We start from the raw sequence: 25,232 nt of genomic DNA, 5'->3' as shown, positions 1-25,232 counted from the left end.
TTTTATTGTCCCAGCTGGTCGAAGCGCGCTTCGACGTCATGGGCAAAGCGCTCGATGAACATCAGCCCCCTCACCTGCTGCGCGGCTGCGGCGGCGTCGTTCTCACGGTCGAGCAGGCGCTCGATGTCGTCGAAGACCTTGGCGCGGGCCTGCTGCAGCTCGTCGGCGAGCACGTCGAGGTCGTCGCTGCTGCGGGCCTCCTCCAGCTCCTCGCGCCAGTGCATCTGCTGCATCAGGAAGGCCTGCGGCATGGAGGTGTTGCGTTCGGCGTCGATGGGCGCGCGGCGCAGTTCGCACAGGTAGGCTGCGCGCCTGGCGGGATCCTTCAGGCGGTTGTAGGCCTCGTTGATGCGCACCGACCACTGCATCGCCGCGCGCTGGGCGGCGCCGCCCTGTGCGGCGAAGCGGTCGGGGTGGGCTTCGCGCTGCAGTTCCTTCCAGCGCGTGTCGATGGCGCCGCGGTCCTGCGCGAAGCGTTCCGGCAGGCCGAACAGGACGAAGTCGTTGTCGGAGAGGGATAGGGCCCCCACGCTCCCCCACTTCGTGGGCTCGCTGCCCCCCGAGGGGGCCTTCGCGTCTTGGGGCGGCCCTGCGACGCTCACACCCTGAACGACTCGCCGCAACCGCAGCGGTCGCGCTCGTTCGGGTTGTTGAACCGGAAGCCCTCGTTCAGGCCTTCGCGCACGAAGTCCAGCTCCGTGCCTTCGATGTAGGCCAGGCTCTTGGGATCGACCAGGACCTTCACGCCGTGGTTCTCGAACACGAGGTCCTCGGGCGCCGCCTCGTCCACGTACTCGAGCTTGTAGGCCAGGCCGGAGCAGCCGGTGGTCTTGACCCCGAGCCGCACGCCGATGCCCTTGCCGCGCTTGGCAAGGTAGCGCAGCACGTGGCGGGCAGCCGCCCGCGTCAGCGTGACGGCTTTCGGCTGCCCGGACTCGCCGCCCGCGCCTTCGACGGCCGCGGTTTCGACGGGATCAATGCGCATGCTTCTTCTTGTAGTCCTCGACGGCCGCCTTGATGGCGTCCTCGGCCAGGATGGAGCAGTGGATCTTCACCGGCGGCAGCGCCAGTTCCTCGGCGATCTGGCTGTTCTTCAGCGCCGCCGCCTGGTCCAGGGTCTTGCCCTTGACCCACTCGGTGACCAGCGAGCTCGACGCGATCGCCGAGCCGCACCCGTAAGTCTTGAAGCGCGCGTCCTCGATCACCCCGGTCTGCGGGTTGACCTTGATCTGCAGCTTCATCACGTCGCCGCAGGCGGGTGCGCCGACCATGCCGGTGCCCACCGTCGCGTCGCCCTTGTCGAAGGAACCCACGTTGCGCGGGTTCTCGTAATGGTCCACGACCTTTTCGGAGTAAGCCATGTTCTCTCCTAACGTCTTTTCAATGGTTGTCTAGTGCGCGGTCCACTGGATGGTGCTGAGGTCCACGCCGTCCTGGTACATCTCCCAGAGCGGGCTGAGTTCGCGCAGCTTGGCGACGTTCTTCTTGATCGTCTCCACCGCGTAGTCGATTTCTTCCTCGGTCGTGAATCGGCCGATCGTCATTCGAAGGCTGCTGTGCGCCAGTTCGTCGCTGCGGCCAAGCGCGCGCAGCACGTAGCTGGGCTCCAGCGAAGCGGAGGTGCAGGCCGATCCCGAGGACACGGCGAGCCCCTTGATGCCCATGATCAGCGACTCGCCTTCGACGAAGTTGAAGCTCATGTTCAGGTTGTGCGGAACGCGGCGGCCCGGCTCGGTGCTGCCGTTGATGAACACCTGCTCGATGCCCTTGAGGCCCTCGAGCAGCCGCTTGTGCAGCGCCGTCGCCTTGGCGTGGTCCTGCGCCATCTCCAGCTTCGCGAGGTGGAAGGCCTCGCCCATGCCGACGATCTGGTGCGTGGGCAGCGTGCCCGAGCGCATGCCGCGCTCATGGCCGCCGCCGTGCATCTGCGCTTCCAGCCGCACGCGCGGCTTGCGGCGCACGTACAGCGCGCCGATGCCCTTGGGCCCATAGGTCTTGTGCGACGCCAGGCTCATGAGGTCGACCGGCAGCGACTTGACGTCGATCTCCACCTTGCCGGTGGCCTGCGCCGCATCGACGTGGACGATGATCCCGCGCTCGCGGCAGATCGCGCCGATGGCCGGGATGTCCTGGATCACGCCGATCTCGTTGTTCACGAACATGACGCTGACCAGGATCGTGTCCGGCCGCAGCGCGGCCTTGAACCTCTCCAGGTCCAGCAGGCCGTCTTCCTGCACGTCGAGGTAGGTCACCTCGAAGCCCTGGCGCTCCAGCTCGCGCATGGTGTCCAGCACCGCCTTGTGCTCGGTCTTCACCGTCACAAGGTGCCGGCCCTTGGTCTTGTAGAAATGGGCCGCGCCCTTAAGCGCGAGGTTGTTGGACTCGGTGGCGCCCGACGTCCAGACGATCTCCCGCGGGTCCGCCCCGATCAATTCGGCCACCTGCTCGCGCGCCTTCTCCACGGCGGCTTCGGCCTCCCAGCCCCAGGCGTGGCTGCGCGAGGCCGGGTTGCCGAAGTGCTCGCGCAACCAGGGTACCATGGCGTCGACCACGCGCGGGTCGACCGGCGTCGTGGCGCCGTAGTCCATGTAGATCGGGAAATGCGGGGTCATGTCCATGTCGGGCTGGCTCTTGGCTGGCGTTCGTTTCCGTGGGTTGGTGATCAGGACTTGGCGGGCACCATGCTGCCCAGCGCGAACACCGAGTTCGGCGCGTTCACGCGGATCGGCTTGACGACCGGCGCGCTCGAGATCGCGCGCTTGACCGCCGGCTTGTCCTCGATCTGGATGCCCTTGGCCAGCTGGTCGTCGACCAGCTTCTGCAGCGTCACCGAATCGAGGAACTCCACCATGCGCTGGTTCAGCTGCGCCCACAACTCGTGCGTCATGCAGCGGCCGCCGTCGCCGTGGCAGTTCTCCTTGCCGCCGCACTGGGTGGCGTCGATCGGCTCATCGACCGAGACGATGATGTCGGCCACGGTGATCTCGGAAGCCTTGCGGCCGAGCGTGTAGCCGCCGCCCGGCCCGCGGGTGGACTCCACCAGCTCATGCCGGCGCAGCTTGCCGAACAGCTGCTCCAGGTACGACAGGGAGATCTGCTGGCGCTGGCTGATCGCGGCCAAGGTGACGGGGCCATTGTTCTGGCGCAGGGCCAGGTCGATCATCGCCGTGACCGCAAAGCGGCCTTTGGTTGTGAGACGCATCGCAACCTCCTTGTTGCTGTGTACCGTTGTTGCACCGCACAAGCACCAGCCGGCGCGGTCCGTCTCCACCCATGTTCACGGCCTGTGCGGCCGTCCCTCGCGGCGCCTCCCGAGCGCCTGTTCCATGCGGCGCCTACGCGCCACGTCGAGTTCTTTTGATCCTGAGCGATTCCGTCAAGTATACCCGAAAACCCACTGCTTTGCTCGGGTAAATAGACTGGCCAGTCGCGATTTGGTTCCGGGCCGGCGAGCTAGCTCAGCCGCGGCGGCCGGAGGAGATGGGGACCACATTGTCGTGCACGACGGCGCCGAAGGCCTGCTGCTTGAGCAGCGCCAGCTGGTCGCGCACCCGCGCGGCCTTCTCGAACTCGAGGTTGCGCGCGTGCTCGAGCATCTGTTTTTCCAGCCGCTTGATTTCCCTGGCCATGTCCTTTTCCGACATGTCCTCGGCCATGGCGCGCTGCAGTTCCTGCTTCTCCTGCTCCTTGGCCGCCTTCTCGCTGTAGACGCCGTCGATCAGGTCGCGCACTTCCTTGCGGATGCTGCGCGGCGTGATGCCGTGCAGCGCGTTGTGGGCGATCTGCCTGGCGCGGCGCCGCTCCGTTTCGCCGATGGCCTTCTTCATGGACTCCGTCATGTTGTCGGCGTAGAGGATCGCCCTGCCGTGCAGGTTGCGCGCCGCGCGGCCGATCGTCTGGATCAGCGAGCGCTCGGCGCGCAGGAAGCCTTCCTTGTCGGCGTCGAGGATGGCGACCAGCGACACCTCCGGGATGTCCAGGCCTTCGCGCAGCAGGTTGATGCCGACCAGCACGTCGAACGCGCCCAGCCGCAGGTCGCGCAGGATCTCCACCCGCTCGACCGTGTCGATGTCGCTGTGCATGTAGCGCACCTTGACGCCGTTGTCGGCCAGGTAGTCGGTGAGCTGCTCCGCCATGCGCTTGGTCAGCGTCGTGATCAACACCCGCTCGTTCTTCTCGGCGCGGATGCGGATCTCCTGCAGCACGTCGTCGACCTGGTGGGTGGCGGGGCGCACCTCGACCTCGGGGTCGACCAGTCCGGTGGGGCGCACCAGCTGCTCCACGACCTGGCCGGCATGCTCCTGCTCGTAGGCCGCGGGCGTGGCCGACACGAAGACCACCTGCCGCATGCGCGCCTCGAACTCCTCGAACTTCAGCGGCCGGTTGTCCAGCGCCGAAGGCAGGCGAAAGCCGTACTCCACCAGCGTGGTCTTGCGCTGGCGGTCGCCGGCGTACATCGCATTCAGCTGGCCGATCATCTGGTGGCTCTCGTCCAGGAACATCAGCGCGTCCTTGGGCAGGTAGTCGGTGAGCGTCGAAGGCGGCGCACCCGGGGGAGAGCCCGAGAGATGGCGCGTGTAGTTCTCGATGCCCTTGCAGTGGCCGACCTCGCTGAGCATCTCCAGGTCGAAGCGGGTGCGCTGCTCCAGGCGCTGGGCCTCCACCAGCTTGCCCATGCCCACCAGTTCCTTCAGGCGCTGTTCGAGTTCGATCTTGATCGACTCCACCGCCGAGACCACCTTCTCGCGCGGCGTGACGTAGTGGCTGGAGGGATAGATGGTGAAGCGCGGCACCTTCTGGCGGATGCGGCCCGTGAGCGGATCGAACAGCTGCAGCGACTCGATCTCGTCGTCGAACAGCTCCAGCCGCACCGCCAGCTCGCTGTGTTCGGCGGGAAACACGTCGATGGTGTCGCCGCGCACGCGGAAGGTGCCGCGCGAGAAGTCCTGCTCGTTGCGGTTGTACTGCATGCGAATCAGCTGGCCGATCACGTCGCGCTGGCCGATCTTGTCGCCGGCGCGGCAGATGAACCGCATCTGCGTGTAGTCCTCCGGGGCGCCGATGCCGTAGATGGCGCTCACCGTGGCCACGATGACCGTGTCGCGGCGCTCCAGCACGCTCTTGGTGGCCGACAGCCGCATCTGCTCGATGTGTTCGTTGATCGAGCTGTCCTTCTCGATGAACAGGTCGCGCTGCGGAACGTAGGCTTCGGGCTGGTAGTAGTCGTAGTAGCTGACGAAGTACTCCACCGCGTTCTTCGGGAAGAACTCGCGGAACTCCGAGTACAGCTGCGCGGCCAGCGTCTTGTTGGGTGCGAACACGATGGCCGGCCGCCCCAGGCGCGCGATCACATTGGCCATCGTGAAGGTCTTGCCGGAACCCGTCACGCCCAGCAGCGTCTGGAACACTTCGCCGTCCTGCACGCCTTCCACCAGCTTTTCGATCGCCTGCGGCTGGTCGCCCGCGGGCGGGTACGGCTGGTACAGCTCGAAGGGCGAGCCGGGATACGTGATGAACTCGCCCTTTTGCTTTTCAGGCATGGCGACTGCGGTTTCTGGCATGACTGCTGCTGGGTTGGGTGAATGACGCGCGCTTAAAATCGCAGGCAAGCCGGACAGCGTACAGCATGCTCCGGCGGCTCCGCAGCCCCTGCACCCGCATCTTCCAGAGGATCCCCCGCATGTCTTTGTTCCAGTCGGTCGAGATGGCCCCGCGCGACCCCATCCTGGGCCTCAACGAGCAGTTCAACGCAGACGCCAACCCGCAGAAGGTCAACCTCGGCGTCGGCGTGTACTACGACGACAGCGGCAAGCTCCCCCTGCTGCAGTGCGTGCAGCAGGCGGAAAAGCAGATGATGGAGGCGCCCAAGGCGCGCGGTTACCTGCCCATCGACGGCATCGCGGCGTACGACCAGGCCGTCAGGAACCTCGTATTTGGGGCCGAGAGCGAGCCCGTCAAGAGGGGCCGCGTCGCCACCGTGCAGGCCCTGGGCGGGACCGGCGGCCTGAAGATCGGCGCCGACTTCCTGCAGAAGGTGAATCCCAAGGCCAAGGTGCTGATCAGCGACCCGAGCTGGGAGAACCATCGCGCCCTGTTCAGCCAGGCCGGCTTCACGGTCGAGACCTACCCGTACTACAACGCCGCCCGCCGCGGCATCGACTTCGACGGCATGCTCACCGCGCTGAACATGGCGCCCGAGGGCACCATCGTCGTGCTGCACGCCTGCTGCCACAACCCGACCGGCTACGACATCACGGCCGAGCAGTGGGACAAGGTCATCGCCGCAACCAAGGCGAAGAAGCTGGTGCCTTTCCTCGACATGGCCTACCAGGGCTTCGGCGCCGGCATCACCGAGGACGGCGCCGTGATCGGCAAGTTCGTCGCGTCCGGTCAGGATTTCTTCGTCGCGACCTCGTTCTCGAAGAGCTTCAGCCTGTACGGCGAGCGCGTGGGCGCCCTGTCCGTCCTCTGCCAGGACAAGGACGACGCAGCGCGCGTGCTCAGCCAGCTGAAGATCATGATCCGCACCAACTACAGCAACCCGCCCATCCACGGCGCTTCGGTGGTGACCAGCGTGCTGAGCACGCCGGAGCTGCGGGCGATGTGGGAGAAGGAGCTGGGCGAGATGCGCCTGCGCATCAAGCAGATGCGCTTGGCGCTCGTGGAAAAGCTCAAGGATTGCGGCGTGAAGGAAGACATGAGCTTCATCACGACGCAGGTCGGCATGTTCAGCTACTCGGGCCTGTCCAAGGACCAGATGGTCCGGCTGCGCACCGAGTTCGGCGTCTACGGCACGGACACCGGCCGCATGTGCGTGGCCGCGCTCAACAGCAAGAACATCGACTACGTCTGCAAGTCGATCGCGAAAGTGCTCCAGTAACCCGGAGCGGCCGGCGCCTCACCCCCACACGATCGACCGCATCGCGATCGAGGCGCCCTGGTAGCCCTCGTTGAAGAAGCGGACCGGCTCGCCCGGTTCCGCCGCGCCGGCGGCGTAGAGCAGCGGCAGGAAATGCTCGTAGCTCGGATGCGCGAGCCGGGCCATCTCGCCCCACGACTCGAAGCGGGCCAGGCCCTCGATATCGCCCGCGCGCACGCAGTCGGCCACCTTGCTGTCGAATGCCACCGTCCAGTCGTACGCCTGGTTGGACGGCAGCTCGCGCCGCATCACGCGCAGGTTGTGGACCGTGTTGCCGGTGCCCACGACCAGCACGCCGCGATCCCGCAGCGCGCGCAGGCGCCGGCCCATGGCCAGGTGTTCGGCGGGCGGGCGGTCCCAGTCCAGGCTAAGCTGCACGACCGGGATGCCGGCCTCGGGGAACATGGGCTTGAGCACGGACCAGCTGCCGTGGTCCAGGCCCCATTCGCCTTCGTCCACGCCGGCGCCGAGCAACTTCGCGATTTCGCGCGCGGCCTCGGGCGCGCCCGGCGCGGGGTACTGCTGCGCGAACAGCTCGGGCGGGAAGTTGCCGAAATCATGGATGGTTTTCGGCCGTTCCATGCCGGTGATCCACCAGCCATGCGTCAGCCAGTGCGCCGACACGCACAGGATCAATCGGGGCGCCGGCCACCGGGCGACGAACTCGCGCCCGAACGCCTGCCAGCCCCGGCGCCATTCGTTGTCCTGGATGACATTCATCGGGCTGCCGTGGCCGATGAACAGGGCCGGCAGGCGCGCGCTGGGTCGCAGGCTCTGCAAGGAAAGTGACAGGTCGGAAGCGTCGGTCGTCATGCGTTCTTGGTTGACACAAGCTTGCTGAAAATTCCCGCAAATCGTGCGGCGCAATAAAAGCAAGCTGCACTGTGTCGCACGCGTGGATTCCGATGATGCCTGCGGGTTTCACGGATGAGCACGAGGCGGGCAGGACTGCTATATTGCATTGCACCATTCAACGGGCCACAGCACATGCTCTACCAGATTTACGAAGCCCAGCGTTCGCTGATGGAACCCTTCGCCGATTTCGCGCAGGCGGCGGCAAAGCTCTATAGCAACCCCCTTACGCCCTTCGGCCAGAACCTGTTCGCCCAGCGCGCATCCGCCGCGTACGAGCTGGTGTACCGGCTCTGGAAGGACTACGAGAAGCCCGAGTTCGGCATCAAGACGGTCGCGGTCGACGGAACAGATGTCGTCGTGCATGAAGACGTCGAGATCGATAAGCCGTTCTGCGAGCTGCGCCGCTTCAAGCGTTTCTCCGACGATCCGGCCACGCTGGCCAGGATCAAGGCCCAGCCGACCGTGCTCGTCGTCGCGCCGCTCTCGGGCCACTACGCCACGCTGCTGCGCGACACGGTCCGCAGCCTGCTGGCCGACCACAAGGTCTACATCACCGACTGGAAGAACGCGCGGACGGTCCCGCTCTCCCAGGGCGAGTTCCACCTCGACGACTACGTCAACTACGTGCAGGAATTCATCCGGCACCTGCAAGGCATCTACGGCAACTGCCACGTGATCAGCGTGTGCCAGCCGACGGTCCCGGTGCTGGCCGCGGTGTCGCTGATGGCTTCCCGCGGCGAGGTCACGCCGCTGACGATGACCATGATGGGCGGCCCGATCGACGCGCGCAAATCGCCCACGGCCGTGAACAACCTGGCGATGAACAAGAGCTATGAATGGTTCGAGAACAACGTGATCTACCGCGTTCCGACCAGCTTCCCGGGCGCAGGCCGCCGGGTGTACCCGGGCTTCCTGCAGCACACGGGCTTCGTGGCCATGAACCCCGACCGGCATCTCTCCAGCCACTACGACTACTTCAAGCACCTGGTGGCGGGCGACGACGACAAGGCCGAGGCGCATCGCCAGTTCTATGACGAGTACAACGCCGTGCTCGACATGGACGCGGATTACTACCTCGAGACCGTGCGCACGGTGTTCCAGGAGTTCGCGCTCGTCAACGGCACCTGGGACGTGATCAGCGAGGACGGCGACCTCGAGCGCGTTCGTCCGGAGGACATCACCACCACGGCCCACCTCACCATCGAAGGCGAGCTGGACGACATCTCCGGCGCCGGCCAGACCGAGGCCGCGCACGAGCTCTGCTACAACGTGCCGAAGTCGCGCCAGAAGCACTTCGAGGTCAAGGGAGCCGGCCACTACGGCATCTTCTCCGGCCGCAAGTGGCGCGAGATGGTCTACCCCGAGGTGCGCGACTTCATCGCGCGCTTCAACGACGGCCCGGTGGTGCCGAACGCGCAGCGCACCGCTCCGGCCAAGGCGTCGGCACGCAAGAAGGCGGTCGAGCCCGCGGCCTGAGCGGGGTTGCGCCGGAGCGAGCAACTCTCGGAGGTTTCCCGGTGCAAGACCTTGCGGCGCGGCTCCATGCCGCGCTGCCGCAGACGCAGTGCACGCGCTGTGGCTACCCCGATTGCGAGTCCTACGCCCGGGCCATGGCCCGGGGCGAGGCAGACATCAACCAATGCCCGCCCGGCGGCGCGGAAGGCATCCAGCGCCTGGCCGCCCTCACCGGCCGTCCGCCGCTGCCGCTCAATCCTGCCAACGGCGTCGAAGGGCCGCGCACCGTGGCGGTCATCGACGAGGCCTGGTGCATCGGCTGCACGCTGTGCCTGAAGGCCTGCCCCACGGACGCGATCCTCGGCGTGCACAAGCGCATGCACACCGTGATCGAGCCGTACTGCACCGGCTGCGAGCTGTGCGTGCCGGTCTGCCCCGTGGACTGCATCTCGCTGGAGAACGTCACCGGCGACCGCGCTGGCTGGCAGGCGTGGAGCGCCGAGCAGGCGGAAATGGCGCTGGACCGCTACGAAGCACGCAAGCAGCGCCTGGCTCGCGAAGAGGCCGAGCACGCCGGGCGGCTGGAGCGCAAGGCCGAGGCCAAGCTCGCCGACCTGCCCGCCCAGACGCACGGCACCGAATGCACCGAGGCCGATCGCAAGCGCGCCGTCATCGAGGCCGCCCTCGCCCGCGCGCGGGCCCGCCGCGGCAAGGCCTGAGCCGAGCGGCGTCAGCCACCCGCGACGTCGTTCACCTGCTCGTTGAATTCCACGATGCCCATCGCGGCGCCCACCTCGCGCGGCAGCGCGTCGCGCGCCGAGAACACGCCCAGCACGCGGGTGCCGCTCACCACCGGCAGGTGCCGGAAGCCGCGCTCCAGCATGATCAGCACGGCCTCGGACACCGGCAGCTCCGGCTTCACGCAGACCGGCTTGGGCGTCATCACCTCCCGCACGGCGGTCAGCGCCGGGTCGAGCGCCCGGGCCAGCACGCGCGTCATCAGGTCGCGCTCGGTGAGGATGCCCAGGATCGCGTCGGGCGGCTCCATCACGAGCACGCTGCCGCAATTGGCGCGCGTCATCACGCAGGCCGCTTCGTAGACGCTGGCCTCGGGGCCGACGCGCACCACGTGCTTGTGCGTCAGCGACTGGAACACGGTGCGTTCGCTCATGAGGCACCTCCCTCTTGCAAGATCTCGCGGCGCGGAACTAGCGCAGCGAGGCGTTCAGCTTCTGCAGCGCCGCGGCGCCGGGACACAGGTCCGCCTCGCCCAGGGCGTTGAGCGGACGGTCGCTGGTGTTCAGCGCGGTGTGCAGGTCGGTGGCCAGCGGGTCCACGAACAGCAGCCCCGTGAGCACCTCGCCGCGGGCCTGATGCTGCTGCATGTAGGCCATCGCCTGGTTGCGGTCGGTCGGGTCGTAGCCCGTGTTCAGGCTGCGCAGCCGCAGCAGCGTGCCGTCGTGCTGCCGCACGTCCACCACCTCGCCCGGGCCGTAGTCCACCGTGATCTCCTCGCGCCCGGTGATGAAGTCGATCCGGCTCACCGCCTCGTTGTGCTCGCGCACGTAGTCGTAGCTCTTGGTGCTGCCCGGGTGGTTGTTGAAGGCCACGCAGGGACTGATCACGTCGATGAACGCGGCCCCGCCGTGCTGCAGCGCGCCCTTGACCAGCGGCACCAGCTGCGCCTTGTTGCCCGAGAAGCTCCGCGCGACGTAGGTGGCGCCCAGCTGCAGTGCCAGCCCCACCAGGTCCACCGGGCTGTCGCTGTTGACGACGCCCTTCTTGCTCTTGGATCCCTGGTCGGCGGTGGCGGAGAACTGCCCCTTCGTGAGGCCATACACGCCGTTGTTCTCGACGATGTAGGCCATGCGCACGCCGCGCCGCATCGCATGCGCGAACTGGCCCAGGCCGATCGACGCCGAGTCGCCGTCGCCCGACACGCCCAGGTACAGCAGGTCGCGGTGGGCGAGGTTGGCGCCGGTCAGCACGCTCGGCATGCGGCCGTGCACGGTGTTGAAGCCGTGCGAGGCGCCCAGGAAGTAGTCGGGCGTCTTGGAACTGCAGCCGATGCCCGAGAGCTTGGCCACGCGGTGCGGCTCGATGTCCAGCTCCCAGCAGGCCTGGATGATGGCCGCCGAGATCGAGTCGTGGCCGCAGCCGGCGCACAGCGTCGAGATCTTGCCCTCGTAGTCGCGCCGGGTGTAGCCGACCTTGTTTCGCTCCAGGGTGGGATGCCGCAGCGGCGGCTTGGCGATGTACGTCATGGCTGCAGCTCCGGGTCGCGGCGCGGCGCGGCCAAGGCGGGCGCCTGCACGTGTTTCAGGATGGCGGTGGTGATGAAGCGGGCGGTGATCGGCGTGCCGTCGAAATGCAGCACCTTGACCAGCCGCGCCGGGTCGATCTCCAGCTCGTTGACCAGCAGCGATCGCATCTGCGCATCGCGGTTCTGCTCGACCACGAACACCCGGTCGTGCGCGGCGATGAACTGCGCCACGCTGTCCGGGAACGGAAACGCGCGCAGGCGCATCGCGTCCACGTGCACGCCCTCGTCCGTGAGCACTTCCAGCGCCTCGTCCATCGCCGGACTGGTCGAACCGAAATACAGCACGCCGAGGCGCGTCGGTTCCGTGGCGAGCCGAAGCACGGGCTGCGGCACCAGGTCGGCCGCGGTGCGGAACTTGCACAGCAGCCGCTCGACGTTGTAGATGTAGTCGGGGCCGCGCTCGGAATAGCGGGCGTAGGGATCGCGGGTGGTGCCCCGCGTGAAGTAGCTGCCCCGGGTCGGGTGCGTGCCCGGGAGCGTGCGCCACGGGATGCCGTCGCCGTCCACGTCCTTGTAGCGGCCGAAGTCCTTGCCGGCCTCCAGTTCCTCGGCCGTCATCACCTTGCCGCGATCGAAGCGACGGCCCTCTTCCCACACGAACGGGCGGCACAGGCGCTGGTTCATGCCGATGTCCAGGTCGGTCATCACGAAGACGGGCGTCTGCAGGCGATCGGCCAAGTCGAGCGCCGCGGCCGCGTGCTCGAAGCACTCGTGCGGGTCTTCAGGGAACAGCAGCACGTGCTTGGTGTCGCCGTGCGAGGCGTAGGCGCAGGCCAGCACGTCGGCCTGCTGGGTGCGCGTGGGCATGCCGGTGGACGGGCCGCCGCGCTGCACGTTGATGATCGTGACCGGGATCTCGGCGAAGTAAGCGAGCCCGATGAACTCGGTCATCAGCGACACGCCCGGGCCCGACGTGGCCGTGAACGCGCGCGCACCGTTCCAGCCCGCGCCCACGACCATGCCGATGGACGCGATCTCGTCCTCGGCCTGCACGATCGCGTATCGGTTCTGCCCGGTGGCGGGGTCCACGCGGAACTTCCCGCAGTACTTCTGGAAGGCCTCGGCGACCGATGACGACGGCGTGATCGGGTACCAGGCCGCGACCGTGGCGCCGCCGTACACGCAGCCCAGCGCGGCGGCGCTGTTGCCGTCCACGAAGATGCCGTCGCCCACCTTGTCGGCGCGGCGCACGCGAATGCCGATCGGCGCCTTCAGGTGCTCACGCGCGAAGTCGCGGCCGAGGTGCAGGGCCTGGACGTTCGAGGCCAGCAGCTTCTCCTTGCCGCGGTACTGCTCGCTGAACAGCTTCTCGATCACCTCCGGCTCGATCTCCAGCAGCACCGAGAGCGCGCCGACGTAGACGATGTTCTTGAACAGCTGGCGCTGCCGCGGATCGCTGTAGACCGCGTTGCAGATCTCCGTGAGCGGCATGCCGATCACGTGGACGTCGGAGCGGAACTTCGAGGGCGGCAGCGGGCGAGTGCTGTCGTAGAACAGGTAGCCGCCGGGTTCCAACTCCGCGACGTCGGCGTCCCAGGTCTGCGGGTTCATCGCCACCATCATGTCGATGCCGCCGCGCCGGCCCAGCCAGCCCGCTTCGCTGACGCGCACCTCGTACCAGGTCGGCAGGCCCTGGATGTTGCTCGGGAAGATGTTGCGCGGGCTCACCGGCACGCCCATGCGCAGGATGGCCTTGGCGAACAGCTCGTTCGCCGAAGCCGAGCCCGAGCCGTTGACGTTCGAGAACTTGACGACGAAGTCGTTGATGGATTCGATCGGCTTCATGCGGGCCTCCCGGCCACCTCGCGCGCCTGCTGCCCGGCCTGCGTGGGGTTGAGCAGGAACTTCTGCATGTCCCAGGCGCCCGTCGGACATCGCTCCGCGCACAGGCCGCAGTGCAGGCACACGTCCTCGTCCTTGACCATGATGCGGCCGGTCTTGAGCGGTCCGCCGACGTAGAGGTCCTGCGCCAGGTTGAGCGCCGGCGCCTTCAGGCGCGGCCTGAGCTCCTGCTCCTGGCCGTCCTCGGTGAAGGTGATGCAGTCCATGGGGCAGATGTCCACGCAGGCGTCGCACTCGATGCAGGCGCTTTCGGTGAAGACCGTCTGCACGTCGCAGTTCAGGCAGCGCTGCGCCTCCTTGAACGCGGTGGCGGCGTCGAAGCCAAGTTCCACTTCCACCTTGATGCTGGCCAGCGCCTTCTCGGCCTTGGCCCAGGGAACCCTGTAGCGCAGGTCCAGCGAGGTGTCGTTGTCGTAGCTCCACTCGTGGATGCCCATCTTCTGGGAGACGAGATTCGTCATCGGCGCAGGCCGCACGGCGGTGTCCAGGCCGTTCAGGTAGCGGTCGATCGACACCGCCGCTTCATGGCCATGCGCCACCGCGGTGATGATGTTCTTCGGCCCGTACGCAGCATCGCCGCCGAAGAAGACGTGCGGCAGCGTGGACTGGAAGGTTTCCTTGTAAAGCTTGGGCAGGCCCCAGTCGTCGAAGGCAAGGCCGCAGTCTCGCTCTATCCAGGGGAAGGCGTTCTCCTGGCCCACGGCGACCAGCACCTCGTCGCACTCGAAGAAGACCTCGGGCTCCCCCGTGGGCACCAGGCTGCGTCGGCCGCGCTCGTCGTACACCGCCTTGACGATTTCGAACGTCATGCCCGTGAGCCGCCCCTCCTCGTGCACGAAAGCCTTGGGCACGTGGTAGTTGATGATGGGGATGCCTTCGTGCATCGCATCCTCCTTCTCCCATGGAGAGGCCTTCATCTCCTCGAAGCCGCTGCGCACGATGACCTTGACGTCTGTGCCGCCCAGGCGGCGCGCCGAACGGCAGCAGTCCATCGCCGTGTTGCCGCCGCCCAGCACGATCACTCGCTTGCCGATGCTGGTGACGTGGCCGAACGAAACCGAAGCCAGCCATTCGATGCCGATGTGGATCTTCGAAGCGGCCTCGCGCCGGCCCGGGATGTCCAGGTCCCGCCCGCGCGGCGCCCCGCAGCCGACGAACACCGCGTCGTAGCCTTGCGCGAGCAAGGCCTTCATCGAATCGATGCGCTCTCCCGAGCGGAACGCCACGCCGAGGTCCAGGATGTAGCCCGTCTCCTCGTCGATCACCGACTCGGGCAGCCGGAAGCGGGGGATCTGCGTCCACATGAAGCCACCGGCCTTCGCTTCGCCATCGAAGATCGTGACGTCGTAGCCTAGCGGTGTGAGATCACGCGCGACGGTGAGCGACGCGGGACCCGCGCCCACGCACGCGATGCGCTTGCCGTTCTTCGGCGCGACCTTCGGCATGCGGCCGCGAACGTCGTCCTTCAGGTCGGCGGTGACGCGCTTGAGGCGGCAGATCGCCACCGGCTCGGGCTGCTGGGCATGCGCCTGCTCCACGCGTGCCCGCCGGCACGCCGGCTCACAGGGCCGGTCGCAGGTGCGCCCCAGGATGCCCGGAAAGACGTTCGACGCCCAGTTGACCATGTAGGCGTCGCTGTAGCGGCCCTGCGCGATCAGGCGGATGTACTCGGGAACGGGGGTGTGGGCGGGACAGGCGTACTGGCAATCGACGACCTTGTGGAAGTAGGCCGGATCGGCGGTATCGGTTCGCTGCAAGGCTTCGTCTCCTTCGCTTCCCGCCGGCGCCCTGCGGCGCTCGCCGGGGCGGGGCTGCGGCCCCGTCCCCCACTATGACCGCCGGGTCCCTGCGCGCCGCTCCGGGCTTACCCGGGTGGGCAACTCAACCGCGAAGCTCGATCTCGCCCAGCACTTCTCGTTCGTAGGCGTGCAGCGACGGCAGGCCGCCGGTGTGCAGGAACAGCACGTTCTCATCGGGCCGCAGCTCGCCCTTGCGCGCCAGGCCGATGAGCCCCGCCATGATCTTGCCGGTGTAGACCGGATCGAGCGGAATGCCCTCGGTGCGTGCCAGCATCTGCACCGCTTCCACCATGGCCGCGTTGGGCAACGAGTACTTGGGCTGCCAGTAACCGCCCACGCTGTGCACGGCTTCGCGCGGCACCTTGATGCCCGTGCCCAGCAGGTCCATCACGGCCTGCGCTTCCTTCAGCACCAGCGGCTCCTGGTCGGCGGGGTCGCGGCTGACGCCGATGCCCACGATCGGGATGCGGATGTTGTTCCCCAGGAAGCCGGCCACCAGCCCGCCGTGCGTGCCGGAGCTGCCCGAGCCCACCACCATGCGATCGATGCGCAGGCCCTGCTCGAACAGCTGCTGCTGCAGCTCCTGCGCGCACGCGACGTAGCCCAGGCCGCCCAGCGCATTGGAGCCGCCGCCCGGGATGATGTAGCCCTTGCGGCCTTCGGCGGCGAGCGCATCGGCCACCTTCTTCATCTCGGCGCCCATGTCGGTGCCGGCCGGCACGACGGTGATCTTCTCGACCCCGAGAAGGCGGAACATGAAGTTGTTGCCGCTGGCCTTGGGGTCGTAGCTGTCGGCAACGCGCTCCTCGATGACGAAGCGGCACTTCAGGCCTTCCTTCACGGCGGCGGCCAGCGTGATGCGGCAGTGGTTGGACTGCGGCGCGCCGCAGGTGATCAGCGTGTCGGCGCCCTGGGCCAGCGCGTCGGCGACCAGGAACTCCAGCTTGCGCGTCTTGTTCCCGCCCGGGAACAGGCCCAGCATGTCGTCGCGCTTGATCCACACGCGTGGGCCCTGCCCGCCGGGACAGGACTGCGCGAGCGCGGCGCTGAAGCGGGGAAGGAATTCGACGGGGGTGGCGAACGGTGTGTAGCGCCGGCGGGGAAATCTAGAGAGGTCCATCCGGCGATTCTCCCGCAAGCGCGGTGAACGCCTTCACTACCTCCGGCGGGGCCTGGACCAGCTCGATCAGCACGCCTTCGCCGCCGACCGGGAACTCCTCGTTGCCCTTGGGATGGATGAAGCAGATGTCGAAACCCGCCGCACCTTTCCGGATGCCCCCTGGCGCGAAGCGAACGCCCTGCCCGCCCAGCCACTTCACGGCCGCGGGCAGGTCGTCGATCCACAGGCCGATGTGGTTGAGCGGTGTGGTGTGGACAGCCGGCTTCTTCTCCGGGTCGAGCGGCTGCATCAGGTCCACTTCCACCTTGAGCGGACCGGCGCCGAGCGCGCAGATGTCCTCGTCCACGTTCTCGCGATCGCTCCGGTACGTGCCCGTGACCTCCAGGCCGAACACGTCGACCCACAGCTTGCGAAGCTGCTGCTTGTCGGGGCCGCCGATGGCAATCTGCTGCACCCCGAGCACACGGAAAGGCCTGGCGCTCATTTCTCGAACTCCACGATAGGCTGGTCCACTACGAGCGACTCGCCCTTGCCCGCCAGCACCTTGGCGACCACGCCATCGGCCGCGGCGAAGAGCACGTTCTCCATCTTCATCGCCTCGATCACGGCCACCCGCTCGCCGGCCTGCACTTTCTGGCCGGGCTGCACGGCCACGTCGACCAGCAGCCCCGGCATCGGCGAGAGCACGTAGCGGCTCATGTCCGGCGGCGCCTTGTACGGCATCAGCGCGTGCAGCTCGGCCGTCTTCGGCGTGAAGACCATGACCACGAGGCGGGTGCCGTTGTGGCTGATCGCGATGGCCAGCGGGTTCTTGCCCACGCCACGCTCGACCTGCGCCGTGAAAGGCTTGCCGCCCACGGTGCCGCGGATGCGGGAGGCGCCCATGTGCCAGTTGCTGCAGATCTCGTAGCGCTTGCCGCCGGTCTCCACCACGCTGGAGCCGGAGACAGCCTGGAAATCCGAAACCCTGGCGGGCTGAGGTTCGTTCTTGCCGCCCTCGCCCAGCTTGACGACGACGAAGTCCTCGCCGACGCGGAAGGTGTGGCCGCGCATCTGCCCGCTGATGCCGGCCGAGCGCTGCAGCGAGCGCCGGTTCACGTAGGCCGCCAGCGCCACGAGGAAGTCCGGATCGTCGTGCGTGACGTCTTCGGCGCGGAACCCCTTGCCGTAGTGCTCGGCGATGAAGCCCGTGTTGAAGTCGCCCGCCACGAACTTCGGATGCGCCAGCAGCGCCGCCTGGAACGGCACGTTGCTGGAGATGCCGCGGATCACGAAGCCGTTGAGCGCATCGCGCATCTTCGCGATGGCATCCTGGCGGTCGCTGCCGTGCACGATGAGCTTGGCGATCATCGAGTCGTAGTGCATCGGGATCTCGCCGCCTTCGGCCACGCCCGTGTCCACCCGCACGCCACCAACGACGCCGCCCTCGGGAGAGGGCTGCGGTGAGGGTTCCCCCGCCCACATGCTCTCCTTCGGCGGCTGAAATCTCACCAACCTTCCAGTCGACGGCAGGAAATTCCGGAAAGGATCTTCCGCATTGATCCGGCACTCGATGGCCCAGCCGGTGCGCTTCACGTCGGCTTGCGTGATCGGCAGCTTCTCGCCGGCCGCCACACGGATCATCAGCTCCACCAGGTCCAGGCCGGTGATGCATTCCGTGACCGGATGCTCCACCTGCAGCCGCGTGTTCATCTCCAGGAAGTAGAACGACTGGTCCTTGCCGACCACGAACTCCACCGTGCCCGCGCTCTGGTACTTCACTGCCTTGGCCAGTGCAACGGCCTGCTCGCCCATGGCCTTGCGCGTGTCGTCGCTGATGAAGGGCGACGGCGCTTCCTCGATCACCTTCTGGTGCCGCCGCTGGATCGAGCATTCGCGCTCGTTGAGGTAGACCACGTTGCCGTGCGCGTCGCCCAGCACCTGGATCTCGATGTGGCGCGGCTCCTCGACAAATTTCTCGATGAAGACGCGATCGTCGCCGAAGCTGTTGCGCGCCTCGTTCCGGCAGGAGGTGAACCCCTCGAAGGCTTCCTTGTCGTTGTAGGCCACGCGCAGGCCCTTGCCGCCGCCGCCCGCCGACGCCTTGATCATGACCGGATAGCCGATGTCCTTGGCGATGGACACGGCCTGCTCGGCGCTCTCGATCGCCTCGTTCCAGCCCGGAATGGTGTTGACCTTCGCTTCCTTCGCCAGCTTCTTGGAAGCGATCTTGTCGCCCATCGCCGCGATCGAGTAGTGCTTGGGCCCGATGAAGGTGATGCCCTCCTCCTCGACCTTGCGCGCGAACTCCTCGTTTTCCGAGAGGAAGCCGTAGCCCGGATGCACCGCCTGCGCACCGGTCTGCTTGCAGGCCTCGATGATGCGGTCCATGCGCAGGTAACTCTCGCGGCTGGGCGCGGCGCCGATGTGCACGGCCTCGTCGGCCAGCGCCACGTGGCGGGCGTCGCGGTCGGCGTCGGAATACACGGCGACCGTCTTGATGCCCATCTTCTTCGCCGTCTTGATGACGCGGCAGGCGATTTCGCCGCGGTTGGCGATCAGGATCTTGTTGAACATGGTAGACCTTAGAAAGTCGGACGGCCGTACGCAGAAAACGCAGAAAGGTCGCAGAGGACGCAGAGAAGATTCAAAGGTTTGCTCTCCGCGATTTCTGCGTTTCTCCGCGTTTTCTGCGTACGGGAGTCCGCATCCGCTTTCACAGCGGGATGTTCCCGTGCTTGCGCCACGGGTTCTCCAGCTTCTTGTCGCGCAGCATCACGAGCGAACGGCAGATGCGCTTGCGCGTCTCGTGCGGCAGGATCACGTCGTCGATGAAGCCACGGGCGCCGGCGACGAAGGGGTTGGCGAAGCGGGCCTTGTATTCCGCTTCGCGCGCGGCCAGCTTGGCCGGGTCGTTCTTGTCCTCGCGGAAGATGATCTCCACCGCGCCCTTGGCGCCCATGACCGCGATCTCGGCGTTGGGCCAGGCGAAGTTGACGTCGCCGCGCAGGTGCTTGGAACTCATCACGTCGTACGCGCCGCCATAGGCCTTGCGCGTGATGACCGTCACCTTGGGCACGGTGCACTCGGCATACGCGTAGAGCAGCTTGGCCCCGTGCTTGATGATGCCGCCGTACTCCTGGCTGGTGCCGGGCATGAAGCCGGGCACGTCGACGAAGGTGATCACCGGGATGTTGAACGCATCGCAGAAGCGCACGAAGCGCGCCGCCTTGGTCGAGCTCTTGATGTCCAGGCAGCCGGCCAGCACCAGCGGCTGGTTGGCCACGATGCCCACCGTCTGTCCTTCCATGCGGGCGAAGCCGATGATGATGTTCTTCGCGAACTCCGGCTGCAGCTCGAAGAAGTCGCCGTCGTCGACCGTCTTGACGATCAGCTCTTTCATGTCGTACGGCTTGTTCGGGTTGTCCGGCACCAGCGTGTCGAGCGAAGGGTCCATGCGGTCCACCGGGTCGTTGCTCGGGCGGATCGGCGGCTTCTCGCGGTTGTTCAGCGGCAGGTAGTTGTACAGGCGCCGCAGCATGATCAGCGCCTCCACGTCGTTCTCGAACGCGAGGTCCGCCACGCCGCTGCGGGTGGTGTGCGTGGTGGCGCCGCCCAGCTCCTCGGCCGTGACTTCCTCGTGCGTGACGGTCCTCACCACCTCGGGCCCCGTGACGAACATGTACGAGCTGTCCTTCACCATGAAGATGAAGTCCGTCATGGCCGGCGAGTACACCGCGCCGCCCGCGCACGGGCCCATGATCATGCTGATCTGCGGGACCACGCCCGAGGCCATCACGTTGCGCTGGAACACGTCGGCGTAGCCGCCCAGCGACGCCACGCCCTCCTGGATGCGCGCGCCGCCGGAGTCGTTGAGCCCGATCACCGGCGCGCCCACCTTCATGGCCTGGTCCATCACCTTGCAGATCTTCTCGGCATGCGCCTCCGACAGCGCGCCGCCGAACACGGTGAAGTCCTGGCTGAACACGAACACCAGCCGGCCGTTGATCATCCCGTAGCCGGTGACCACGCCGTCGCCCGGCACCTTCTGGTCCTGCATGCCGAAGTCGTGGCAGCGGTGCTCCACGAACATGTCCCATTCCTCGAACGTGCCTTCGTCCAGCAGAAGCTCGATGCGCTCGCGCGCCGTGAGCTTGCCCTTCCTGTGCTGCGCCTCGATGCGCCGGGTGCCGCCACCCAGGCGGGCTGCCGCGCGCTTCTTCTCCAGTTGTTCCAGGATGTCCTGCATGTTCTCTTCTCCGTGTCCTTTGCGGGTATCAGGGGTGCGCGCGCCACAGCGCGAGCAGCTGCCGAGCCGCCGTCGATGCCGGCACGCTGCCGTGCTCCACCTCGGCCGTCAGGTGCCCGAGGCGGGCCTTCACCTGCGGGTGCTGGCGGAAGTCGTGCCGCAGCCCGCTCTCGATGCGCTCCCACATCCACGCACGGGATTGCTGCTTGCGCCGCGCCTCGATGGCACCGGCTGCGCCCTGCAGTTCGCGATAGCGGCTGACCGCCTGCCAGAAGCGATCGACGCCATCGCCCGTGAGCGCGCTCAGCTGCAGCACCTGCGGCTGCCAGGGCCCGCGCTCGCGGCCCTGCTGCGTGAGCAGGCGCAGCGCACTGGTGATCTGGGCCTGCGCGCGCATGGCCGCATCCGGGTCGAGGTCGGACTTGTTGATCGCCACCAGGTCGGCCAGCTCCATGACGCCCTTCTTGATCGCCTGCAGGTCGTCGCCCGCGTTGGGCAGCTGCAGCAGCACGAACATGTCCGTCATGCCGGCCACCGCCGTCTCGCTCTGGCCCACGCCCACGGTCTCGACGATCACGATGTCGTAGCCCGCGGCCTCGCAGACCAGCATCGCTTCCCTCGTCTTGTCGGCGACGCCGCCGAGCGTGCCCGCCGACGGGCTCGGGCGGATGTAGGCCTTCTCGTGGACCGACAGCCTCTCCATCCGCGTCTTGTCGCCCAGGATGGAGCCGCCGGACACGCTGCTGGAAGGATCGATCGTGAGCACGGCGACGCGATGGCCCTGCTCGATGAGGTACAGCCCGAGCGACTCGATGAAGGTGCTCTTGCCCACGCCCGGCACACCGGAGATGCCGAGGCGGAACGAACGGCCCGTATGCGGCAGCAGTTCCGTGAGGAGTTCATCGCCGCGCGCGCGGTGATCGGCCCGGGTGGATTCGAGCAGCGTGATCGCCTTGGCGATGGCGCGGCGCTGCGGCCCCGGGGCCGCGGCGAGGATGTCCCGCGCAGTGACGCCGGCCTTCACGCCAGCACCTCGAAGCCGCGGCCGTCCGGGAGCTTGTAGCGAAGGAAATCGCGCCGGTCTTCGGTGAGGATGGCCTGCGTGTCGAGCTGGCTGGCCAGCCAGACCAGCGACGCATCTGCCAGGTCCATCAGCGACTTGTGCTTTTCCGAGTACCGCTGCATCCAGGGCAGCAGCTCCCCGAGGTCCGCGGCCTCGAAGTTCAGGACGATGGCGCCGCCCTTGTGCAGCCAGTGCAGCATCGCAAGATGGTTGCGCGGCGACAGCAGGTAGCTGGCTTCCGCCACGCAAGGCCAGGTGGTGGCCAGCTGCCAGGCGGGGCAGTGGCGGCCGATCTTGCCGGCGTAATGGCTGTGTCGCTGCTCGGCGTCATCGAAGAGCGCCACCATGACGCTGGCGTCGAGCAGCACGAATCTCATTTGCGGCGGCCCTGCTTCTCGGCCACGGCCTTGCGCACCAGCGCCTTGACGTCGGCGGCCTTGTTCGTGCGCACCTTGGCGCGCGCTGGATCGGGCAGGCCGTACGCGGCACGGGCTTCCTGCAGCAGGTGCACCGGGTCCTGCGGCGAAAGCGCCTCCCGCAACAGATCCTGCACGAACCGGGAGCGCGTGCTCTTGCGCCGGGCGACTTCGAGGTCGAGCCGGCGCTCGAGTTCGGGATCGAGCCGAATGGACAGGGTGGACATGGCGGGTGAGGTTTGTATGACGTGTGACAGTCACACAAGTATACGCAATATCCGGCGGCTCAGCCGCCTTGCGCCTTGCGGATCTGCTCCAGCACATCCTTCGCGCTGGCGGGGATCGGCGTGCCGGGGCCGTAGATGCCCTTCACCCCGGCCTCGTAGAGGAAGGCGTAGTCCTGCTGCGGGATGACGCCGCCGACGAACACGATGATGTCGTCGGCGCCCTGCTTGCGCAGCTCCTCGATGATGGCGGGGACCAGCGTCTTGTGCCCGGCCGCCAGCGTGGAGACGCCGACCGCATGCACGTCGTTCTCGATGGCCTGGCGCGCGCATTCCTCGGGCGTCTGGAACAGCGGCCCCATGTCGACGTCGAAGCCCAGGTCCGCGTAGGCCGTGGCCACCACCTTCGCGCCGCGGTCGTGGCCGTCCTGGCCGAGCTTGGCGATCATCACGCGCGGGCGGCGGCCCTGCTCCTCGGCGAAGCGGGCGATCTCGCCCTTGAGTTTTTCCCAGCCCTCGGCCGAGTCGTAGGCAGCTGCGTACACGCCGGTCACCTTCTGCGTATCGGCGCGGTGGCGCCCGAAAACCTTCTCCAATGCCTCCGACACCTCGCCGACCGTGGCGCGCAGGCGGATCGCCTGGATGCTCAGGTCGAGCAGGTTGCCCTGGCCCGTTCGCGCGGCCGTGGTCAGCGCCTCCAGCGCCGCATGCACCTTGGCGCCGTCGCGGCTGGCGCGGATCTTCTGCAGGCGCGCGATCTGCTGCTCGCGCACCTTGTGGTTGTCCACCTCGAGGATCTCGACCGGGTCCTCCTTGGCCAGGCGGTACTTGTTGACGCCGACGATCACGTCCTTGCCGGCATCGATGCGGGCCTGCTTCTCTGCCGCCGCGGCCTCGATCTTGAGCTTGGCCCAGCCCGAGTCCACCGCGCGCGTCATGCCGCCCATGGCCTCGACTTCCTCGATGATCTTCCAGGCCACGTCGGCCATGTCCTGGGTCAGCTTCTCCATCATGTAGCTGCCTGCCCAGGGATCGATGACGTTCGTTATGTGCGTCTCTTCCTGGATGATCAGCTGCGTGTTGCGGGCGATGCGCGAGGAGAACTCCGAAGGCAACGCGATCGCCTCGTCGAAGCTGTTGGTGTGCAGCGACTGCGTGCCGCCGAACACCGCCGCCATCGCCTCGATCGTGGTGCGCACGATGTTGTTGTAGGGGTCCTGCTCGGTGAGCGACCAGCCCGACGTCTGGCAGTGCGTGCGCAGCATCAGGCTCTTGGGGCTCTTCGCGCCGAAGCCCTTCATGATCCGGCACCACAGCAGGCGCGCGGCGCGCATCTTGGCTATCTCGAGATAGAAGTTCATCCCGATCGCCCAGAAGAAGGAAAGGCGCCCGGCGAAATCATCCACGCTCAGGCCCTTGGCCGTCGCCGTCTTCACGTACTCCTTGCCGTCGGCCAGCGTGAAGGCCAGCTCGAGGGCCTGGTTGGCGCCGGCTTCCTGCATGTGGTAGCCGGAGATCGAGATCGAGTTGAACTTCGGCATGTTCTTCGCCGTGTACTCGATGATGTCCCCGACGATGCGCATGCTGGGCTGCGGCGGGTAGATGTACGTGTTGCGGACCATGAACTCCTTGAGGATGTCGTTCTGGATGGTCCCGGACAGCTGGTCCTGCCGCACGCCCTGCTCTTCGGCGGCAACGACGTAGCCGGCCAGCACCGGCAGCACCGCGCCATTCATCGTCATCGACACGGAGACCTGGTCGAGCGGGATGCCGTCGAACAGGATCTTCATGTCCTCGACCGAGTCGATCGCCACGCCGGCCTTGCCGACGTCGCCGAACACGCGCGGGTGGTCGCTGTCGTAGCCACGGTGCGTGGCCAGGTCGAACGCGACCGAGACGCCCTGCCCGCCAGCGGCCAAGGCCTTGCGATAGAACGCGTTCGACTCCTCCGCCGTGGAGAAGCCCGCGTACTGGCGGATGGTCCACGGCCGCACGGCGTACATCGTGGCCTGCGGGCCGCGCACGTACGGCTCGAAACCGGGCAGCGTGTTGGTGTGCGGCAGGCCCTTCAGGTCCTCGGCCGTGTACAGCGGCTTGACGGCGATGCCGTCCGGCGTGAGCCAGTTCAGGGCCTGGGGGTCGCCGCCGGGCGCGGACTTGGCGGCGGCCTTCGCCCACGCCTCGACGGGCACGGACGGGTATTCGTTGGCAGAGCTCATGGGGAGGGTTCGTGCGGAGATCGGCGGCATCTTACCGCATTCATAATTATTGATGCAAAATGCCCAACCCCGTTAGAATCGCCGCCCATGTCAGCCGTGTCCCTCGCCCCGCGCGCCCTCTACGAGGAGGTGGCCGAGCTGCTGCGCCAGCGCATCTTCCGCCGCGAACTGGAGCCCGGCAGCTGGATCGACGAGATGAAGATCGCGGAGGAGTTCGGCATCAGCCGCACGCCGCTGCGCGAAGCGCTCAAGGTCCTCGCGGCCGAAGGCCTGGTGACGATGAAGGTGCGCCGCGGCGCCTACGTCACCGAGGTGTCGGAGCAGGACCTGGCCGAGGTCTACCACCTGCTTTCCCTGCTCGAGAGCGACGCCGCCGCGGTGGCAGCCACCAAGGCCACCGATGCGCAGTTGCGCGAGCTGCAGGCCCTGCACAAGGAACTGGAAGGCGCGGTGCGCAACCGCGAGAAGTTCTTCGCACTCAACGAGCGCTTCCACATGCGCCTGCTGGAGATCGCCGGCAACCGCTGGCGCAACCAGATGGTGGCCGACCTGCGCAAGGTGATGAAGCTCAATCGCCACCATTCGCTGCTGAAGTCCGGGCGCATCGAGGAGAGCCTGGCGGAGCACCGTCGCGTGATGAAGGCGCTGGAAAAGCGCGACGCCGCGGCCGCGATGCAGCGGATGCAGGAGCACTTCCGCAACGGGTTGGAAGCGGCGGCGTGAGCCGCGTAGGCGGCACAGCCTTACACAGCTCAAACAGAAGCACACA

At 67.2% G+C, this 25,232-nt stretch carries 23 protein-coding genes; 4 read left to right on the top strand and 19 right to left on the bottom strand.

The window, feature by feature from the left end:
* Window positions 1-2: 2 nt before the first annotated feature.
* The 6 genes from hscB to uvrB form a co-directional block, all read right to left on the bottom strand.
* The gene (hscB, locus tag EZ313_RS19585) at window positions 3-530 is read right to left on the bottom strand and encodes a Fe-S protein assembly co-chaperone HscB (RefSeq protein ID WP_135264995.1); all 528 of its coding nucleotides are present in this window, start codon (window positions 528-530) and stop codon (window positions 3-5) included.
* Between the two features lie 68 nt (window positions 531-598).
* A complete protein-coding gene (iscA, locus tag EZ313_RS19580) occupies window positions 599-985 on the bottom strand; it encodes an iron-sulfur cluster assembly protein IscA (protein WP_240788716.1) in 387 nt (128 codons plus the stop codon).
* Window positions 975-1,361, bottom strand: a complete 387-nt coding sequence (iscU, locus tag EZ313_RS19575) for a Fe-S cluster assembly scaffold IscU (protein WP_135264994.1) — start codon at window positions 1,359-1,361, stop codon at window positions 975-977. Before iscU ends, iscA begins: the two co-directional genes overlap by 11 nt.
* Window positions 1,362-1,391: 30 nt before the next feature.
* Window positions 1,392-2,618: an IscS subfamily cysteine desulfurase gene (locus EZ313_RS19570; RefSeq protein WP_135264993.1), complete on the bottom strand. Its 1,227-nt coding sequence runs from the start codon at window positions 2,616-2,618 to the stop codon at window positions 1,392-1,394.
* 44 nt (window positions 2,619-2,662) lie between these two features.
* Window positions 2,663-3,202 (bottom strand): Fe-S cluster assembly transcriptional regulator IscR, encoded by a 540-nt coding sequence (gene iscR, locus EZ313_RS19565; protein ID WP_135264992.1) that lies wholly within the window; start codon window positions 3,200-3,202, stop codon window positions 2,663-2,665.
* 256 nt (window positions 3,203-3,458) lie between these two features.
* Window positions 3,459-5,540 carry an excinuclease ABC subunit UvrB gene (uvrB, locus tag EZ313_RS19560; RefSeq protein WP_205960444.1) on the bottom strand — a complete coding sequence of 694 codons (2,082 nt, stop codon included), beginning with the start codon at window positions 5,538-5,540 and terminating at the stop codon, window positions 3,459-3,461.
* A gap of 140 nt (window positions 5,541-5,680) precedes the next feature.
* Between uvrB and EZ313_RS19555 the strand changes: the two genes are divergently transcribed.
* Window positions 5,681-6,880: an amino acid aminotransferase gene (locus EZ313_RS19555; protein ID WP_135264990.1), complete on the top strand. Its 1,200-nt coding sequence runs from the start codon at window positions 5,681-5,683 to the stop codon at window positions 6,878-6,880.
* Window positions 6,881-6,898: 18 nt separating this feature from the next.
* Here the strand turns inward: EZ313_RS19555 and ygiD are convergent, their stop codons facing one another.
* On the bottom strand, window positions 6,899-7,732 hold the full coding sequence (gene ygiD, locus EZ313_RS19550; protein ID WP_135264989.1) for a 4,5-DOPA-extradiol-dioxygenase: 834 nt from the start codon (window positions 7,730-7,732) through the stop codon (window positions 6,899-6,901).
* Between the two features lie 174 nt (window positions 7,733-7,906).
* Here ygiD and EZ313_RS19545 point away from each other — a divergent pair, with 174 nt between their 5' ends.
* Both EZ313_RS19545 and rsxB read left to right on the top strand, forming a co-directional pair.
* Complete coding sequence (locus tag EZ313_RS19545; protein ID WP_135264988.1) at window positions 7,907-9,250, top strand: polyhydroxyalkanoate depolymerase; 1,344 nt, start codon at window positions 7,907-7,909, stop codon at window positions 9,248-9,250.
* 41 nt (window positions 9,251-9,291) lie between these two features.
* Window positions 9,292-9,948, top strand: coding sequence for an electron transport complex subunit RsxB (gene rsxB / locus EZ313_RS19540; protein ID WP_135264987.1), 657 nt, complete (start codon window positions 9,292-9,294; stop codon window positions 9,946-9,948).
* 11 nt (window positions 9,949-9,959) lie between these two features.
* Here rsxB and EZ313_RS19535 read toward each other — a convergent pair whose 3' ends face one another.
* The 12 genes from EZ313_RS19535 to scpA form a co-directional block, all read right to left on the bottom strand.
* Window positions 9,960-10,400, bottom strand: coding sequence for a CBS domain-containing protein (locus EZ313_RS19535; protein WP_135264986.1), 441 nt, complete (start codon window positions 10,398-10,400; stop codon window positions 9,960-9,962).
* 37 nt (window positions 10,401-10,437) lie between these two features.
* The gene (locus EZ313_RS19530; RefSeq protein WP_135264985.1) at window positions 10,438-11,493 is read right to left on the bottom strand and encodes a 2-oxoacid:ferredoxin oxidoreductase subunit beta; all 1,056 of its coding nucleotides are present in this window, start codon (window positions 11,491-11,493) and stop codon (window positions 10,438-10,440) included.
* Entirely contained in the window at window positions 11,490-13,337 is a 1,848-nt protein-coding gene (locus EZ313_RS19525; RefSeq protein ID WP_135264984.1) for a 2-oxoacid:acceptor oxidoreductase subunit alpha, read from the bottom strand. The genes EZ313_RS19530 and EZ313_RS19525 overlap by 4 nt, the downstream gene beginning before the upstream one ends.
* Window positions 13,334-15,151: an FAD-dependent oxidoreductase gene (locus EZ313_RS19520; RefSeq protein ID WP_135264983.1), complete on the bottom strand. Its 1,818-nt coding sequence runs from the start codon at window positions 15,149-15,151 to the stop codon at window positions 13,334-13,336. Before EZ313_RS19520 ends, EZ313_RS19525 begins: the two co-directional genes overlap by 4 nt.
* Before the next feature lie 124 nt (window positions 15,152-15,275).
* Complete coding sequence (gene cuyA, locus EZ313_RS19515) at window positions 15,276-16,313, bottom strand: D-cysteate sulfo-lyase (RefSeq protein ID WP_135264982.1); 1,038 nt, start codon at window positions 16,311-16,313, stop codon at window positions 15,276-15,278.
* Window positions 16,300-16,797 carry a VOC family protein gene (locus tag EZ313_RS19510; protein WP_135264981.1) on the bottom strand — a complete coding sequence of 166 codons (498 nt, stop codon included), beginning with the start codon at window positions 16,795-16,797 and terminating at the stop codon, window positions 16,300-16,302. Before EZ313_RS19510 ends, cuyA begins: the two co-directional genes overlap by 14 nt.
* A complete protein-coding gene (locus tag EZ313_RS19505; RefSeq protein ID WP_135264980.1) occupies window positions 16,794-18,869 on the bottom strand; it encodes an acetyl-CoA carboxylase biotin carboxylase subunit in 2,076 nt (691 codons plus the stop codon). The genes EZ313_RS19510 and EZ313_RS19505 overlap by 4 nt, the downstream gene beginning before the upstream one ends.
* Before the next feature lie 139 nt (window positions 18,870-19,008).
* Window positions 19,009-20,541, bottom strand: coding sequence for an acyl-CoA carboxylase subunit beta (locus EZ313_RS19500; protein ID WP_135264979.1), 1,533 nt, complete (start codon window positions 20,539-20,541; stop codon window positions 19,009-19,011).
* A gap of 28 nt (window positions 20,542-20,569) precedes the next feature.
* Complete coding sequence (meaB, locus tag EZ313_RS19495) at window positions 20,570-21,565, bottom strand: methylmalonyl Co-A mutase-associated GTPase MeaB (RefSeq protein WP_135264978.1); 996 nt, start codon at window positions 21,563-21,565, stop codon at window positions 20,570-20,572.
* On the bottom strand, window positions 21,562-21,981 hold the full coding sequence (locus EZ313_RS19490) for a type II toxin-antitoxin system VapC family toxin (RefSeq protein ID WP_135264977.1): 420 nt from the start codon (window positions 21,979-21,981) through the stop codon (window positions 21,562-21,564). Before EZ313_RS19490 ends, meaB begins: the two co-directional genes overlap by 4 nt.
* Window positions 21,978-22,247 (bottom strand): ribbon-helix-helix domain-containing protein, encoded by a 270-nt coding sequence (locus EZ313_RS19485; RefSeq protein ID WP_135264976.1) that lies wholly within the window; start codon window positions 22,245-22,247, stop codon window positions 21,978-21,980. The genes EZ313_RS19490 and EZ313_RS19485 overlap by 4 nt, the downstream gene beginning before the upstream one ends.
* 59 nt (window positions 22,248-22,306) lie before the next feature.
* Window positions 22,307-24,463, bottom strand: coding sequence for a methylmalonyl-CoA mutase (gene scpA / locus EZ313_RS19480; RefSeq protein ID WP_135264975.1), 2,157 nt, complete (start codon window positions 24,461-24,463; stop codon window positions 22,307-22,309).
* Window positions 24,464-24,550: 87 nt separating this feature from the next.
* Between scpA and EZ313_RS19475 the strand changes: the two genes are divergently transcribed.
* The gene (locus EZ313_RS19475) at window positions 24,551-25,186 is read left to right on the top strand and encodes a GntR family transcriptional regulator (RefSeq protein WP_135264974.1); all 636 of its coding nucleotides are present in this window, start codon (window positions 24,551-24,553) and stop codon (window positions 25,184-25,186) included.
* Window positions 25,187-25,232 lie beyond the last annotated feature (46 nt).

Origin of the sequence: Ramlibacter henchirensis (assembly GCF_004682015.1) — a bacterium.
Lineage (GTDB): Bacteria > Pseudomonadota > Gammaproteobacteria > Burkholderiales > Burkholderiaceae_C > Ramlibacter > Ramlibacter henchirensis.
The sequence above is the reverse complement of the archived record's forward strand: the minus strand, read 5'-3'. Positions and strand labels throughout refer to the sequence as shown.

Bases quoted from the DNA above. Each gene is read 5' to 3' on its own strand.
- EZ313_RS19570 (WP_135264993.1), bottom strand. From the start codon at position 2,618: ATGGACATGACCCCGCATTTCCCGATCTACATGGACTACGGCGCCACG.
- EZ313_RS19555 (WP_135264990.1), top strand. From the start codon at position 5,681: ATGTCTTTGTTCCAGTCGGTCGAGATGGCCCCGCGCGACCCCATCCTG.
- cuyA (WP_135264982.1), bottom strand. From the start codon at position 16,313: ATGGACCTCTCTAGATTTCCCCGCCGGCGCTACACACCGTTCGCCACC.
- EZ313_RS19505 (WP_135264980.1), bottom strand. From the start codon at position 18,869: ATGTTCAACAAGATCCTGATCGCCAACCGCGGCGAAATCGCCTGCCGC.
- EZ313_RS19545 (WP_135264988.1), top strand. From the start codon at position 7,907: ATGCTCTACCAGATTTACGAAGCCCAGCGTTCGCTGATGGAACCCTTC.
- iscR (WP_135264992.1), bottom strand. From the start codon at position 3,202: ATGCGTCTCACAACCAAAGGCCGCTTTGCGGTCACGGCGATGATCGAC.
- iscU (WP_135264994.1), bottom strand. From the start codon at position 1,361: ATGGCTTACTCCGAAAAGGTCGTGGACCATTACGAGAACCCGCGCAAC.
- EZ313_RS19535 (WP_135264986.1), bottom strand. From the start codon at position 10,400: ATGAGCGAACGCACCGTGTTCCAGTCGCTGACGCACAAGCACGTGGTG.
- uvrB (WP_205960444.1), bottom strand. From the start codon at position 5,540: ATGCCTGAAAAGCAAAAGGGCGAGTTCATCACGTATCCCGGCTCGCCC.
- iscA (WP_240788716.1), bottom strand. From the start codon at position 985: ATGCGCATTGATCCCGTCGAAACCGCGGCCGTCGAAGGCGCGGGCGGC.
- EZ313_RS19490 (WP_135264977.1), bottom strand. From the start codon at position 21,981: ATGAGATTCGTGCTGCTCGACGCCAGCGTCATGGTGGCGCTCTTCGAT.
- EZ313_RS19525 (WP_135264984.1), bottom strand. From the start codon at position 13,337: ATGAAGCCGATCGAATCCATCAACGACTTCGTCGTCAAGTTCTCGAAC.
- EZ313_RS19475 (WP_135264974.1), top strand. From the start codon at position 24,551: ATGTCAGCCGTGTCCCTCGCCCCGCGCGCCCTCTACGAGGAGGTGGCC.
- EZ313_RS19500 (WP_135264979.1), bottom strand. From the start codon at position 20,541: ATGCAGGACATCCTGGAACAACTGGAGAAGAAGCGCGCGGCAGCCCGC.
- EZ313_RS19530 (WP_135264985.1), bottom strand. From the start codon at position 11,493: ATGACGTACATCGCCAAGCCGCCGCTGCGGCATCCCACCCTGGAGCGA.
- scpA (WP_135264975.1), bottom strand. From the start codon at position 24,463: ATGAGCTCTGCCAACGAATACCCGTCCGTGCCCGTCGAGGCGTGGGCG.
- EZ313_RS19485 (WP_135264976.1), bottom strand. From the start codon at position 22,247: ATGTCCACCCTGTCCATTCGGCTCGATCCCGAACTCGAGCGCCGGCTC.
- EZ313_RS19510 (WP_135264981.1), bottom strand. From the start codon at position 16,797: ATGAGCGCCAGGCCTTTCCGTGTGCTCGGGGTGCAGCAGATTGCCATC.
- ygiD (WP_135264989.1), bottom strand. From the start codon at position 7,732: ATGACGACCGACGCTTCCGACCTGTCACTTTCCTTGCAGAGCCTGCGA.